The organism is Bradyrhizobium sp., from assembly GCF_016213215.1.
Classification (GTDB): Bacteria; Pseudomonadota; Alphaproteobacteria; order Rhizobiales; family Xanthobacteraceae; genus Bradyrhizobium.
In genome coordinates, this window is record NZ_JACRAW010000079.1 from 1 (window position 1) to 15194 (window position 15194).

The 15194-nt window shown below is 60.2% G+C and carries 11 protein-coding genes and 1 pseudogene; 8 read left to right on the forward strand and 4 right to left on the reverse strand.

Features of this window, described 5'->3' with window-relative positions:
• From lepA to HY852_RS14055, 3 genes are all read left to right on the forward strand, one after another.
• A partial coding sequence (gene lepA / locus HY852_RS14045; RefSeq protein ID WP_291605339.1) for a translation elongation factor 4 occupies positions 1–1614 on the forward strand: 1614 nt, incomplete at its 5' end.
• Between the two features lie 1339 nt (positions 1615–2953).
• Positions 2954–3568 (forward strand): hypothetical protein, encoded by a 615-nt coding sequence (locus HY852_RS14050; protein WP_291605340.1) that lies wholly within the window; start codon positions 2954–2956, stop codon positions 3566–3568.
• Positions 3569–3903: 335 nt separating this feature from the next.
• A complete protein-coding gene (locus HY852_RS14055; protein WP_291605341.1) occupies positions 3904–4191 on the forward strand; it encodes a hypothetical protein in 288 nt (95 codons plus the stop codon).
• A gap of 132 nt (positions 4192–4323) precedes the next feature.
• Here the strand turns inward: HY852_RS14055 and HY852_RS14060 are convergent, their stop codons facing one another.
• A complete protein-coding gene (locus tag HY852_RS14060; protein ID WP_291605342.1) occupies positions 4324–6324 on the reverse strand; it encodes a hypothetical protein in 2001 nt (666 codons plus the stop codon).
• 36 nt (positions 6325–6360) lie between these two features.
• Positions 6361–6846, reverse strand: a complete 486-nt coding sequence (locus HY852_RS14065) for a hypothetical protein (RefSeq protein ID WP_291605343.1) — start codon at positions 6844–6846, stop codon at positions 6361–6363.
• Between the two features lie 476 nt (positions 6847–7322).
• Here HY852_RS14065 and HY852_RS14070 point away from each other — a divergent pair.
• Positions 7323–8077 (forward strand): annotated as a pseudogene (locus HY852_RS14070) (IS3 family transposase); the annotation flags it as partial.
• A gap of 210 nt (positions 8078–8287) precedes the next feature.
• Here the strand turns inward: HY852_RS14070 and HY852_RS14075 are convergent.
• Positions 8288–10498 carry an EAL domain-containing protein gene (locus HY852_RS14075; RefSeq protein ID WP_291605344.1) on the reverse strand — a complete coding sequence of 737 codons (2211 nt, stop codon included), beginning with the start codon at positions 10496–10498 and terminating at the stop codon, positions 8288–8290.
• 329 nt (positions 10499–10827) lie between these two features.
• Positions 10828–11262: a L,D-transpeptidase gene (locus HY852_RS14080; protein ID WP_291605345.1), complete on the reverse strand. Its 435-nt coding sequence runs from the start codon at positions 11260–11262 to the stop codon at positions 10828–10830.
• A gap of 130 nt (positions 11263–11392) precedes the next feature.
• Between HY852_RS14080 and mepA the strand changes: the two genes are divergently transcribed.
• The 4 genes from mepA (at position 11393) to modC (ending at position 14748) form a co-directional block, all read left to right on the forward strand.
• Positions 11393–12337, forward strand: a complete 945-nt coding sequence (mepA, locus tag HY852_RS14085) for a penicillin-insensitive murein endopeptidase (protein WP_291605346.1) — start codon at positions 11393–11395, stop codon at positions 12335–12337.
• Between the two features lie 248 nt (positions 12338–12585).
• The gene (gene modA, locus HY852_RS14090) at positions 12586–13368 is read left to right on the forward strand and encodes a molybdate ABC transporter substrate-binding protein (protein WP_291605347.1); all 783 of its coding nucleotides are present in this window, start codon (positions 12586–12588) and stop codon (positions 13366–13368) included.
• Between the two features lie 6 nt (positions 13369–13374).
• Positions 13375–14070, forward strand: coding sequence for a molybdate ABC transporter permease subunit (gene modB / locus HY852_RS14095; RefSeq protein WP_291605348.1), 696 nt, complete (start codon positions 13375–13377; stop codon positions 14068–14070).
• A 3-nt stretch (positions 14071–14073) separates the two neighbouring features.
• Positions 14074–14748 (forward strand): molybdenum ABC transporter ATP-binding protein, encoded by a 675-nt coding sequence (gene modC / locus HY852_RS14100; protein ID WP_291605349.1) that lies wholly within the window; start codon positions 14074–14076, stop codon positions 14746–14748.
• Positions 14749–15194: the final 446 nt, after the last annotated feature.

Genomic DNA, 15194 nt, shown 5'->3' on the forward strand with positions numbered 1-15194 from the left:
CGGCTGAACTATCGGGCCAAGGACGGCAAGAACTACATCTTCAACCTGATGGACACGCCCGGCCATGTCGACTTCGCCTACGAGGTCTCGCGGTCGCTGGCGGCCTGCGAAGGTTCCCTGCTCGTGGTCGACGCCAGCCAGGGCGTCGAGGCGCAAACGCTGGCGAACGTCTATCACGCCCTCGACGCCGGCCACGAAATCGTGCCGGTGCTCAACAAGGTCGATCTGCCGGCCGCCGAGCCCGACAAGGTCAAGCAGCAGATCGAGGACGTGATCGGCATCGATGCGTCGGACGCGGTGATGATCTCGGCCAAGACCGGCCAGGGCGTTCCCGACGTGCTGGAAGCCATCGTCGCCCGCCTGCCGCCGCCCACGGGCGACCGCGACGCGACCTTGAAGGCGCTCCTGGTCGACAGCTGGTACGACGTCTATCTCGGCGTCGTCGTGCTGGTGCGCATCGTCGACGGCACGATGAAGAAGGGCCAGCGCATCCGCATGATGGGCACCAATGCGGCCTATGACGTCGAGCGCGTCGGTTTCTTCACGCCGAAGATGGAGCAGGTCGAGGAGCTAGGCCCCGGCGAGATCGGCTTCATCACCGCCGCGATCAAGGAAGTGGCCGATACCCGCGTCGGCGACACCATCACCGACGACCGCAACCCGGTGAAGGAAATGCTGCCCGGCTTCAAGCCGGCGATCCCGGTGGTATTCTGCGGCCTGTTCCCGGTCGACGCCGACGACTTCGAGACCCTGCGCGCTGCCATGGGCAAGCTGCGGCTGAACGACGCCAGCTTCTCCTTCGAGATGGAAACCTCGGCGGCGCTGGGCTTCGGCTTCCGCTGCGGCTTCCTCGGCCTTCTGCACCTCGAGATCATCCAGGAGCGGCTGCATCGCGAGTTCAACCTCAACCTGATCGCGACCGCGCCGAGCGTCATCTACAAGATCCATCTGACCGACGGCACATCGATCGAGATCCATAATCCCGTCGACATGCCCGACGTGGTCAAGATCGCCGAGATCGAGGAGCCGTGGATCGAGGCCACCATCCTCACCCCGGACGAATATCTCGGCAGCGTCCTGAAGCTTTGCCAGGACCGGCGCGGCGCCCAGAAGGAACTCACTTACGTCGGCAGCCGCGCGATGGTGAAGTACGACCTGCCGCTGAACGAGGTGGTGTTCGACTTCTACGATCGCCTGAAGTCGGTCTCCAAGGGGTACGCCTCGTTCGACTATCACCTGACCGACTACAAGCCCGCCGATCTCGTCAAGATGCAGATCCTGGTCAACGGCGAGCCGGTCGATGCGCTGTCGATGCTGGTGCATCGCACCCGCGCGGAAGGGCGCGGCCGCGCCATGGTCGAGAAGATGAAGGAGCTGATCCCGCCGCACATGTTCCAGATCCCTATCCAGGCGGCGATCGGCGGCAAGGTAATCGCGCGCGAGACCGTGCGCGCGCTGCGCAAGGACGTCACCGCCAAGTGCTACGGCGGCGACATCACGCGCAAGCGCAAGCTTCTGGAGAAGCAGAAGGAAGGCAAGAAGAAGATGCGGCAGTTCGGCAAGGTCGACATCCCGCAGGAAGCCTTCATCGCCGCGCTCAAGGTGGATAGCTGAGGCGGAACGCTCAAGCCACCTGAACCGTGACAAGATCAAGTCCGGTCCGAACCTTCGCGACCGGACAACAAGAATCTCGAAAACAACCTCATGCAAAGTAGCCGGCGGCATGGTGTACATACAAGGACAATCAGATTCTAGTTTCGAGTCCGGCAACTGGGAAAGCGAAGCCCGGCCGCGTGTATATCTGTGCCCAATCTGTGGCACGATAGCCTAGTGCAACCGAGCTTGATGACCCTCGTCTAGCCTTAACGCGTGGCGTGGGTTTTGCCCGGGGCTGGAGAGACGCAGACTGTGAACATAATAGCGAAATGTTATCGAGTAAGGTTTCGATGAAATTCTATACATCTGCCGCTGAGCGCCTGCCGGTAGTCGCGGTTACGCCCGCCCGTCCGTAAGATCACGCAAGGACAGGGCCGATGCGATGAAGATCGGCGACCAAATCCGTCAAGAAACCATCAGGTCAATGTACCGGGTTATCCCATATTCCTCGCGGAGGAGTTTTCGCCAACCCAAACTTTGCGGTAACTCTCTTTGTTCTACTGCTATAGTTGCAGAGCAAGGGCGCTTCAACTGGTCGCACCCCGCTAGTCCGCGGGAGCCTTGAAGCAGCTACCTAATGGCGTTACAATCTCAGAATGTTGTATTAGGCAATGCATCGATTGCGATTAGCCGAGATGCACTGTCCCTCAATATTCTGAGTAGTTTTGCCGAGTGCCAAGGGAGCGTGTCCCGTTTTGGTCGTGCGAACGCCGTAGCGACAAGTCGCCCACACAGCAAATCGGAGAATGCGAGCGTCGTCTCTCTCGGTCACGATTGCTTTGAGTCTTTCTATGGCAGAACTGCATCAAGAGCCTCTTTGAAACCGCATCCGTGTGCGGAGCTTCGTATGGGAGGGAAAAATGCTAGCTCGTACTCTGTCGTTAACTGGTCCGGTTTTGCTGATTGTCGGTATGAGTACCTCATTTTCTCAAGATACGAGGGAACAAACCGTTGTTGCCGAATGCACTTCCGGCACGACTAACATGAAGGGAGAAAGAAATGCTTGCGACAGTGCGTGGAGCGAGGCTGTCGCACCAACAGGGTACGTATTTTCAAAAGAATCCCTCCAGGGTGGCGAATGGAGTGGGAATGGTTCTGAGCATAACTGCCTCGTCCAATGGGATGGCAATGTAGAAGTGATACCTGGCAGCAAGATACTTCAGCCGACTATATTGCGCGCTCGGGCGCACGCCAGAAGTGAGAAAGGGCACGGTGCCGGAAGGGGTTGGGCAAAGTGCAAGTATACTGTGACTCTTACAAAGTATACGAGGTAACAGTGCCTTCGTAGGAGGTCGCAATGTTTCGGGCAATCGTTGCACTGCTGATTCTAGCGTTTCCCTTGCCGGTTCTCGCTCAGGAATCTGTTATTGTTCCGCATGAATTTATCGCGTGGGAAGCAGGTGGCTTTATTCCCAAAACGATAAAGGAAATGGGCTCAAACGAATTTGCTGCAATGCTGACCGTCGCCTGTGCGGCGTATGGAGCAGACTGTAGCCAAGCTGCCGCAGGAATTGCCGCCGGTGCGCGATACGCCACGCCATACGTGGCGACCGGAAATGTCCGTACTACCGCGTGGATAGACCGGCATTCAGGCGAAGAGTATTACGCAAAATTCGCTGCACCGACCGGATACACCACTTGCAAAGCCAAGATAGACGTTGGCAATGGCAGCATAACGGGCGCTTCCACATTCAACGGCAGCATACAACGCATGCCAGGCCCCAATGCTGATGGGATCGGCTTGTATGCGGTCGTTCCAAAGAACAGGCCAAGCGGCCAATGGGTTAATTTCCGCGTTTACGTTGAGCTCGTGCCCAAGGGCACAGAAGCCGGACGTTGTTGGCCTGACAGGACCGTCGTGTTTCAATGCACCGGCCAAAACTGTAACACATATCCGGGCGCGCGGATGTAATCAGCCGCGGTCAATCTGACCGGAATTGTTATTCGGAACTCAAGAATTTCTGCCATTGATTGAGGTTGCGTGGATGGGATGGTGCTTTGACGACTAGTTACGTACCATGCAATTCCGCCACATATTTCTGTTGCCGAGTATGACGTTTACTCAAAACCCTGGCAAGCGAGCAACCTTGAGGTGGGGTCTCAAATCCAAAGTGTCGTAACTGTCCGACCTGAATGAAAGCGCCCCGCCGCTCGCGTTTGCGCGATTGTTAAGTCTGACTGGGGTAGTTGCAATGAAGACACCTTATCACGATACGACTGGACGCCTGAGCATCCAGGGAGGGTCAGTTGTTAAACAATTCGACCAGTTTCAATCGTGCACAGTTCAACTGCGGGATATGGCTCGTCATTGCTTTGACGACGTTGTTCCTGGCCGCCAACCCCGCTGTCGCCCAGCGCTGCATTGTGATTGATACAGACGCCGCCCTCGATGATTATCGAGCAATCTCGCCTCTTTCTAAAAAGCATATAGCAGCCATCTTAGTTACTGAAGGGATTGCTAAAGGCCCAGAGGGTGCTTCGGCCATATCATGTGCTTCGGTTCACCGTCAGCCGTCGTGGTGTGTGGCTGAATGATGATGAGGTCCTCTCTCATATCCGCCTCCTCTCTTCGCGAACGGCGTCTGGCTCCCATGGCATACCCTAAGCTCCTGCTCGAACCGGATCACTTGTTGACGCGCAACTCAGTCGATAGTCCTGAATCGCTCGCTACAGTGACGGCGGCGGCGTTGAAACAGTACCAATGAGCATAATAGCTTTTGATGTTTCGGAAAGAGAAGGGGCAAGCTTGCTTTTCAAGACGTTCACGAGTGGAAGTTGTGGTGCGAACGAAAAATTTATGGCCTTTTGCTTGTAATCAAAATCCTTGAGCAATTCCGGAATAAGCGGAGCAAGATTGAAGGTCACTGCATTAATGAGTCCAGCGGCCGGAGGACATGCAAGTGTGAAGTTTGCATTGCGAAGGAGAATCGCCGTCGGGCTCGGGTTGAAATGTAATTTGACTGTCACGTCATTGACCTGGCCATCGTAAAATTCCTTACCATCAGTCTGCCTTGCAGTGAGAGTGACACTGACGGGGATTGTTTGATTCGGGATCGTTGCCTTTATGGTGCGATCGTCCGTCCATTCCGCCGGACACGCCAGATGCCCGACAATGTCCAAAGGAACAAACTTGACATGTGTAGCAATGTCCGCATCGCCCTCGACGCCAAGGGCCAGTGAAATGCCTCGCAAATCCGCGCTTGCCGTCACCTTGCCGAAACAGATTTTCAGGTTCGCGGGTCCACCCATACTTACATCTATATTCGCAACCTTGCCCGTTCGAGAAATGCGCTTTAGTCCTTCCTTTGCCGTCTCACAGGTAGCTTTCTTCGCTGTCTTACCCGTTTCACATGCCGCTTTGTTTGCAGCATAGATCCCGTTTTGCGTACCCTTTTCGAACTCGCATTGTCGATCGTCTATCCAAGCGCCCGCCTGACACCTGGCATAGTCGGCCTCATAAATCTTGTTCTGCGCTGCTTTCTCGCCTTCGCAAATAAGCTTGCCAAGGCCATGGCAATCTCTTTCATCATGATTGAGATGGCAGTCGGGTGGACGACGACAGTTACGCTCGTCCTTCTGTAAATCGCACTTGTCTGTCGGGTCACATTTAATCGTGGTTTCGTCGGGTAACGGCACCGTTGTCGAAAAGGACTGTTTAGGAACAGGTCCCTGAGCCGAGAGGCAGGGTTTGGCTTGGTCGAAAGCGGTATTCAAGCCATCTGCTATCAACGTCTTAGCCATCGCCACCCAAACGCCGTTCGGAAGTTCAGGTACGTTAAGGCCGTCCTTCAAATGCGCAAACATATCACGCTTCATTTCCGCAAATGTACTTGAGACAATTTTTGCAACTGGAAGCGCATCTGTGATCGGAACCAATTGCGCCAGCGCGGCTAAGCGATCGTCGTCCACAAGCACACCGACGCCCGCCACCCGGAACGGATTCTTGATCGGTTTGGCCGAGACGCTGACCTTCACGTCAGGAGCATTAGGTATGGAAATCTTGATGGCGCCAGACGGATCGTCTAGGCCGGGCAGAGTTGTGGGTATGGATACTTCGAGGATCGATATGTCATTAAGAGCTGCTGTGACAGTTTCTGCATAACGATTCAGAAGGAAGCTCACGGCGTCGCCTACTGCGTTGGCATCTGCCTTCTTAGCCAGCACGACCTTTTCGATATGGAGATTATTGAACGCGGGCAAAAGCTTCAGCTTCAGGGTAGCGGATTGTCCGTCAGATGCCGTGCCAGAAATTCCCAGCGACAGAGCAATCGTTCCCTGAATATCTGGCTTCGTTGCTGTGACCAAATCGCGATAGTTAGAGTCGGGCGGCAGATCGTTGGGACCAAATGCGCGCCTGAAATCCGCCTCAAGGCGCAGAAGCTGCTCGCTTCCTTTGAGACGAATAGCCTGGACGCCCTCCTGCCTAAGGAGCGGCCCGGCCACGTTGACGATTGATTTGACATCAATTCCCGCAGCGATATTCGCGCTGGGCAGCATCTTTAGAATGGCTGCCGAGCTATCGATTGCCTTCTGCTGCTGCTGTTCAACGCTTATCGGTTTCCATTTACTATTTAGTAGCTCTGCGAGGGGGTCTCCGCCTCCCAAAAAGAAATAAGCAGCAATGGCGCCGACCAGAACTATAGCCACCCCGGCAAGATATTTTTTCATAGCCGCTCTTCCGTCAAAAAGGTAAATCCATCAAAACTAGAAACTTATCTCTGGAAAGCGATGAGCTACCGCCTCTGAGGCGGTACCTCGTAATCGCGTTCGGGCCTCGGCTCCGCCAGCCCTAAGTTTCCCTCCAACTGCCCAGTCACTTAGCGTTGGTAAATCAATCGTTGCCCTGCCGCAGTGGCGGCCGAGTTGTTTTATCTGAGTGAACGGCCAAACAATCCACCAATAGTCGAGACATGCGGCATGACCGTTGATGTCGGCGGCAAGAAAGACCTTGCCCGAGAGATTGATGTCCCAATAGACGTCAACGCTCTGCCCTGGATCGACCCATATCGTTTTGTAGTCTTCCGCGCGCGCGGCGTGGGCGAGGGAATTCGCCATTAAAATTGCCAATACAAGCCAAGCGAGGCGCATTCTGGTTGTCCCGGACACGTACCAACGCACGACGTGCAAAGTCCGGGGTCGATATTGTATCTTTGCAATCGACGCGAGAATGGCGCTGAGATGGCCGGTCATTGGGGCCTCCCGAAATTTCTTTGATTGCAAAATATCAGAACAACAACCTGACACGCTACCGCACGGGCTGGCCTGGAGCAACTGGTCAGCACTTCTTACCTGTCAAAATTGCCCAACCGCTCTACGGCAGCCAAGCGGCCTTGGCGCGGCAAGCTCTGCAAGGATGATCTTGAGCTTCTCATCCTCGGATCAGCATCGGCGCCGACCCGTCTCCATCGCTCTAAGTCGCTCAACCTAGGCGCTGCGCTTATCGCTGTCCAACTCCGGCGATCCCACTCGTCACTGAAATACCTCACTCCCGCGACTTATGCCGCCCACCGCACTGTCCCGGAAGATCGGCTGCGCAACCTACCGGCTCCGCCGATAGTCCGTTCCCCCAGCCATGCCACTTGTGTTCGCGGGACCGACGATGGTGACCTGCCACTGCGTATTTCCTCCAGATGGAGTTAGAGTCCGCCCCGAAGAAGGACGGACAGATGAAGCGAGCGAGGTTCACGGAAGAGCAGAATATTGCGGTGTTGAAGGAGCATGAGGCCGGGGCGAAGACGGCCGACCTGGCTCGCAAGCACGGGATCTCCGAAGCGACGATCTACAACTGGAAGGCCAAATTCGGCGGCATGGAGGTGTCCGAGGCCAAGCGGCTGAGGGCGCTTGAGGAGGAGAATGCGAAGCTGAAGAAGCTTTTGGCCGAGCAGATGCTCGATGCGGCTGCCCTTCGCGAGCTTCTTTCAAAAGAATGGTAGGTCCCGCCGCCAAGCGCGCTGCGGTCGCGCATCTGGAGGCCAAGATGGGCCTGTCGGAGCGGCGGGCCTGTTCGATCGTGGGTGCGGATCGGAAGATGATCCGCTCGCTCCGGCCGGACGCGGCTCTCCGTGGTCGGCTGCGTGACCTCGCCAACGAGCGGCGACGTTTTGGCTACCGCCGGCTGTTCGTCCTGCTGCGCCGGGAGGGCGAGCCGTCGGAGATCAATCGGATCTACCGGCTTTATCGCGAGGAAGGGCTCACCGTCCGCAAACGGCGGGCTCGCCGCAACGCCGTGGGGACCGGTGCCCCGATCCTGGTCGAGGCGAGGCCCAACGCGCGCTGGTCCCTCGACTTCGTCTACGATCAGTTCGCCAATGGACGGCGCTTCCACATCCTCAACATCGTCGACGACGTCACCAAGGAATGTCTGGGCGCCATTCCGGACACGTCGATCTCGGGGCGGCGCGTGGCCCGCGAACTGACGGCGATTGCGCGCGATCACCTTGCCGCCGATCGCAAGCTCCTGGAGAAGCAGAAGGAAGGCAAGAAGAAGATGCGGCAGTTCGGCAGGTCGACATCCCGCAGGAAGCCTTCATCGCCGCGCTGAAGGTCGATAGCCGAGGTGCGACCTTAGCGCGTTATGAAGGCAGTTCGAAACGACGCGCCAGACTCCCGACCAATAAAGCCTCGTAGCGGATCAGGCGACCATCGTCCATACGGCTTTGTCCGCGTCGGTGCCTGCGCCCAACAGGCCGGCAACCTCGCTGCCGGGCCGCGCCTTGCTGAACAGGAAGCCTTGTCCTTCGTGGCAGCCCTCGGCGCGCAGGCAGTGCAACTCGGCCTCGGTCTCGACGCCCTCGGCGGTGATGGTGACGCCGAGCCCCTGCCCCAGGCTGATGATCGAACGGATGATCGCCTGCGCTTCGCGATTGGCGCCAAGGTCGCGCACGAACGACTGGTCGATCTTGATCTTGTCGAACGGAAAGCTGCGCAGATAGCTCAGGCTGGAATAGCCGGTGCCGAAATCGTCCATGGAGATACGCACGCCGAGCGCGCGCAGCGCGTGAAGCGTCGCCAGCACCTGGGGGCTCTTGTCGAGCAGCAGCGTCTCGGTGATCTCGAGCTCGAGGCGCCGTGGCGGGAGTCCGGATTGCCTCAGCGTATCGTTGACCACCGACAGGAGATTGCCGCTGCGAAACTGCAGCGAGGATAGGTTGACGGCCACGCTGACGTGGTCGGGCCAGGTCGCGGCATCCATGCAGGCGCGGCGCAGAACCTGTGCTCCGACCGCGCTGATCAGGCCGGTGTCCTCGGCCACCGGGATGAATTCGGCCGGCGATATCATGCCGCGCTCGGGATGCGGCCAGCGTACCAGAGCCTCGAATCCGGTGATCCGCCCATCGGCGAGATCGACCAGCGGCTGATAATACGGCCGAAGCACCTCGTTCTGGATGGCCTCACGCAGCTCGACCTCGATCTTGCGGCGGCTGTGGGCACGCGCATCCATCGCGGCCTCGAAGAAGCTGAACGTGCCGCGTGCATCGGTCTTGGCGCGCGACAGCGCCATGTCCGCGCTCTTGAGCAGCTTCTCGAAATCTTCCCCGTCGCCAGGCGCCATGGCAATGCCGATCGAGGCACCGATCACCACGGAATTGCCGTCGATCAGATAAGGATCGGAGATCGCCTCGAGCAGCCGATTGGCCAGACCCACGGCTTCATCCGGTCGCCTCAGCCCGCTCTGCACGATTGCGAACTCGTCGGAGTTGAGACGGGCGAGTTTGTCTTCCTCGCGCAAGGTCGAGCGCAGGCGCTTGGCGACGCTGCGCAGCAGCTTGTCTCCAACGGCATGGCCGAGCGTGTCATTGACCCCCTTGAAATTGTCGAGTCCGAGCACCAGCACGGCAAGGCCATCCTTGCTGCGCCGCGTGTGCGGCAGCATCTTCCCGATCTGCCGGCGCAGCAGCGCGCGGTTCGGCAGCCCGGTCAGACCGTCATGTTCGGCCATGAAAGCGACCCGCGCCTCGGCACGCTTGCGCTCGGTGACGTCCATCAATGCGAGCAGAACTGCCGGACGTTCGCCGTAGACGAGTTCGCGCGAATAGATCGCAAGGTCGATCAGATCGCCGTTCGCCTTGACGTGCCTCCAGGAGCGCGCGGCATGTTTGTCGCCGCCTGCCCAGGGCGTCTCGGCATCGAAGGCTTGCAGGCCCTGGATCGTCAGCCGTTCGAAATCGGAACGGCTGTAGCCATAATGTGCCACCGCGGCGTCGTTGACGCCAAGGATGCGCCCGTCGTCCCGGGCGCATACGATCATCGGCACCGGATTGCCGTCGAACAGCAACCGGAACGATTCCTCGCGCTGCTTCAGTTCGGTGATGTCGACGCGCAGGCCGACCACCCCGCCATCGTCCGTGCGCCGCTCTTCGATCAGGATCACGCGCCCGTCGGACAGCTTCTGCTCGTGACGCTCGCCGGGCTCGTAGAGTTTCTGCAGCCGCTCAGTGATCCACGCTTCCTCGCGGCCGTTGGCCTCGGGATAGTCGCCGCGCTCCACGCCGACGCGGAGCGTATCCTGCAACCGGACGCCGTGCTCGAACAGGTCAGCGCTCTTGTTGTAGATCTCGGCATATTTCTTGTTCCACAGGAGATAGCGTCCTTCGGAATCGAGGAAGACGATACCCTGCGGCAGAATGTCGATCGCTTCGCGCAACCGTTCGTGCGACTTCCGAGCCTGCGCGATCGCGGCTTCCGCTTCGGCGCGATTGCGTACCAGTTCGCCGATCTCGATGGCAGCGCGCAGGCCCGAACTTGAGAGCTTGGGCGCGGGCTTGCGGGGACGATTCTTCACACGGGCAAGCGCGGCATGCTTCCGCTTTTTGGTTCTTCCCGACCTTGCCTTCGGCTTCATTCGCCCACCTGCTTCTTGCGGCGGCAAGTTGTGGGCTAAGTCTCTGAAAAAACAGTATCCTCCTTCATCCAGCTTGCAGCGGGATGGTTCGCAACCTTTGCGATTGCAACTCGCTTGCCTGCTTTGCAGGCGCATGTAGCCGTCGAGGGCGGCAAGGATGGGCGTGATGATACCGAAACGGCGCACCTCTGTATGAACGGATTCCGAAGAGGAGCGCAAACTGCCCAGCAAATGCGCGGAAATCGCAGGTCCGCGCACAATTCGAGCAATGCGGAACAGGGTTATCGCGCGGTAAAGAACGTCTCGCCTTCGCGCGATGAGATGCGCTCTCAGTTGATCTCGATCCTGGTGTTGCTCAGGATATCGCGCCCGACGAGACCGTACAGGGTCGCAGCGTGCGATGGATGCAGCCTCACGCAGCCGTGTGACACCGGGCGACCCAATCGCGAAATATCCGTCGTGCCGTGAATGGCAACGGAAGAGAAGAAGATCGAGTACGGCATCTCCTCGCCGCCGAATTGCCGCGAGATGTGCATGCGCTCCATCAAATGCGGATGAAACACCCCGTTCGGCGTGACGAGGCCTTCGCGACCGGTCGACACAACCCAATTGTACCGCTTGACACCGTTGACGGTCACCAGCATCCGCTGCGTCGATTTGTTGACCTGCACCAGGATTTCGGCGCGTACCGGCGTGAAGGCGCCGACGGCGAGCGCGAGCGTTACAACGGCGGCCGACACGGCCATTCGGATCGGCGACTTCATTGGCAGCCTCACAGCTTGATTGCCAGAAAATGAGACCGAGAGACTGCTCGCTGCAAATAGTCCGGACAAGCCGGACCCGATCGTCGGTTGTACTTAACCCTAAGGCGGCGTTGAGGTATAAAGGGGCAGAATGAGTCCCCGCCGTCTTATTCCCCTCGCCATGTGTTTCGCTCTCCTCTCCGCCGGCGCCGTGCTGGCGCAGGACAGGGGCAGCGTCAATCCCAAGCCGTTGCCGCCGCTCGCCAATCCCAGCGACCCCAAGCTCGGCGCGAAGGAATTGTTCGCCCGCAAGCTGCTGCCTACGGCGATGCCGACGCGCGTGATCGGCTCCTATGCCAAGGGCTGCATCGCCGGTGCCGCGCCGATGCCGTTCAACGGCGATTCCTGGCAGGTGATGCGCCTGTCGCGCAATCGTTATTGGGGACACCCCGACCTGATCGCGATGCTCAAGCGCCTCGCGGCCAGGGCACACAAGGACGCCGGCTGGCCCGGAATACTGGTCGGCGACCTCGGCCAGGCGAGGGGCGGCCCGGCGCTGACCGGCCATGCCAGCCACCAGATCGGGCTTGATGCCGACATCTGGCTGACGCCGATGCCAAATCGCATGTTGTCGCGCGAAGAGCGCGAGGAAATGTCCGCGATCATGATGGTGCGCGAGGACCGGCTCGACGTCGACCCGAGGGTGTTCACGCCGGGTCATGTCCTCGTGCTTCGCGACGCAGCGCAGGAGGCGAACGTGCAACGCATCTTCGTCAACGCGGCGATCAAGAAGGCACTGTGCCGCGAGGCCAAGGGCGACCGCAGTTGGCTGTCGAAGATCCGGCCGTGGTGGGGCCACGACTTTCATTTCCACATCCGGATGAAATGCCCCCCCGGCGCCGCCGAATGCGAGGGCCAGCCGTCGCAGGCGGAGGACGAAGGCTGCAAGCCGGCCGATCTCTCCTACTGGTTCAAGGATTCCATCATCCACCCCATCCCGCCGAAGGAGCCACCCAAACCTCGGCCGCCGATGACGCTGGCCCAATTGCCCGCGGCCTGCAAACAGGTCCTCAACGCACCGGACGCCAAGCCGTAGCCGCCGCGGCGGCTCGCTATGAGACACCATCGCGATCCTGCCGAGCAAATAGGCAACCAGATCGCCAAAAGATCGCCTTTACCTGCCGTCCGCCAGCCTGTTATCTTCCGTGTCCAGCGATATCCCGATCGACCGTAAGTCGTTCTGGATTGCCGGAACGGTGCTTCCGCCCGTCGCTTACCCGTACCAACTAACGCCGTTGTGCGCGCGCCCCCGGTGCGCCATCGACGACGCACGGAGCGCTTTCCATGCACCGCCTTTCCGCAAGCTTTGCCGCATTCGTCTTCCTGCTCGGGGCCTTCTCGCCCGCACTGGCCCAGGACAAGACGCTCACCGTGTTCGCCGCGGCCTCGATGAAGAACGCACTCGACGAGATCGACGCGGCCCATACCGCCAGAACCGGCGTCAAGATCACGGTGAGCTACGCCGCGAGCTCGCTTCTCGCCAAGCAGATCGAGCAGGGCGCCCCCGCCGACGTATTCGTTTCCGCCGACCTCGACTGGATGGACTATGCGATCGGCAAGAAGACCATCAACGAGACGACCCGGGTCAACCTGCTCGGCAACAGCATGGTGCTGATCGCACCGAAAGACTCCAAGATCGAGAGCGTCAACATCGGTCCTGGCTTTGATCTCGCCAAGCTCGCGGGCGATGGCAGGATCGCGACCGGCGACGTGAAGTCGGTGCCGGTCGGCAAGTACGCCACGGCAGCGCTGGAGAAGCTCGGCGCCTGGGGCGCCGCCGAGTCGAAATTCGCCATGGTGGAAAGCGTGCGCGCCGCGCTGACGCTGGTTGCCCGCGGCGAAGCCGCGCTCGGCATCGTCTATTCGACCGACGCCGGCATCGAGCCCAACGTGAAGGTGCTCGGCACTTTCCCGCCCGACTCGCACCCGGCGATCATCTATCCCGTCGCGGCCACCAGCGCGGCGAAGAGCGGGACCGCCGCCTATCTCGCGCACCTGCGCTCGTCGGCGGCAAAGGCCGTGTTCGAGAAATACGGCTTCAAGTTCCTGCTCAGTCCAACGACCTGACCAAGCGTGTTCGAGATCTCGCCGACAGAGTGGACGGCGATCCTCTTGTCCCTGAGGGTCGCCGTCGTCGCAACGCTGGTGGCAACGCCGTTGGGTATCGGACTGGCGTGGCTGCTGGCGCGGCATGACTTCTGGGGCAAGTCGCTCGTCGATGCGCTGGTCCATCTGCCGCTGGTGCTGCCGCCCGTGGTCACCGGCTATCTGCTCCTGCTCACGCTCGGCCGGCGCGGCCTCGTCGGCAGCTGGCTCGCCGATCATCTCGGCATCGTGTTCGCCTTCCGCTGGACGGGCGCGGCCGTTGCCTGCGGCATCATGTCGTTTCCGCTCCTGGTGCGCCCGATCCGGTTGTCGATCGAAGCCATCGACCGCAAGCTGGAGCAGGCGGCCGAAACCCTCGGGGCCCCGCCCTGGCAGGTCTTCCTCACGGTGACGCTGCCGCTGGCCCTGCCCGGCGTGCTCGCCGGCATGGTGCTCGGCTTCGCCAAGGCGATCGGCGAATTCGGCGCCACGATCACTTTCGTGTCCAACATTCCCGGCGAGACCCAGACGATTTCGTCGGCGATCTACGCCCTGATCCAGACGCCGGACGGAGATGCGGCCGCGGGGCGGCTGGTGATCATCTCGATTGCTATCGCGCTCGGCGCACTTGTCGCGGCCGAATGGTTCGCGCGGCGCGCCACCGCCCGCGTGCACGGAAACTGAGCCATGCTTCGCGTCGATATCGTCAAGCAGCTCGGCGAATTCACCCTGCAGGCGGCCTTCACCAGTGAAGGCCGCGTGACCGGCCTGTTCGGCGCATCGGGCGCCGGCAAGACCTCGCTGATCAACATCATCGCCGGACTGCTGCGCCCGGACGGCGGCATCGTCGAGATCGACGGTGAGACCGTCGACGACACCGCGCGAGGCATCCACGTCCCGGCCTGGCGTCGACGGATCGGTTACGTGTTCCAGGACGCGCGGCTGTTTCCCCATCTGAGCGTCACGCAAAACCTCGACTACGGGCGGCGGATGAATCGTCTTCCCGATGATCGCGCGCAGCGCGAGCGCGTGATCGAGCTGCTCGACATCGGCAGCCTCCTGGACCGCCGTCCGGGGAAACTGTCCGGGGGCGAGCGCCAGCGCGTCGCGCTCGGCCGCGCGCTGCTGGCAAAGCCGCGCCTTCTGCTGCTGGATGAGCCCCTGGGCGGGCTGGATGAGGGCCGCAAGCTCGAGATCCTGCCGTATCTGGTGCGGCTGCGCGACGAGGCCAACGTGCCGATGGTCTATGTCAGCCACGACGCCGCCGAGCTGCGCCAGCTTGCCACGCAGATCGTGATGCTGCGCGAAGGACGGGTGACATCGTTCGGCGGCGTGAAGGTGCTGTCTCCGACGGGGCGGTGATGTGGCACGCGTTGCTTCAGCGTCGTCATTGCGAAGAGCGAAGCGATGAAGCAATCCAGGCTGCTTCCCCGCCACAGGATGGATTGTCGCTCGTTTTTTTATCAACGTCATTGCGAGCCAACGGGTCGCGCGAACGCGCGCCCGATGACAGGCTCCGCGAAGCGATCCAGACTGCGTCTGCGGATGCATTCTGGATTGCTTCGTCGCGATCGCTCCTCGCAATGACGCATGAGGCGCGCTTGCGCCTTCTCGCGGCGCGATGCGCCCGAGGTTTGCTGTCCTCTTCACCCTCTTGAGAAACAGAGGGCGCAGGGAAGACCGGGTGCCCGCTGCACCCGCGGTCTCGTGTGCGAATTGCTCGAAGAAAATGCACACGAGCATACAGGTACAGCCGACGACACCCGGCCATCCCTGCGCAGTGGCTTTACGGCTTATGCCGTGCTCTC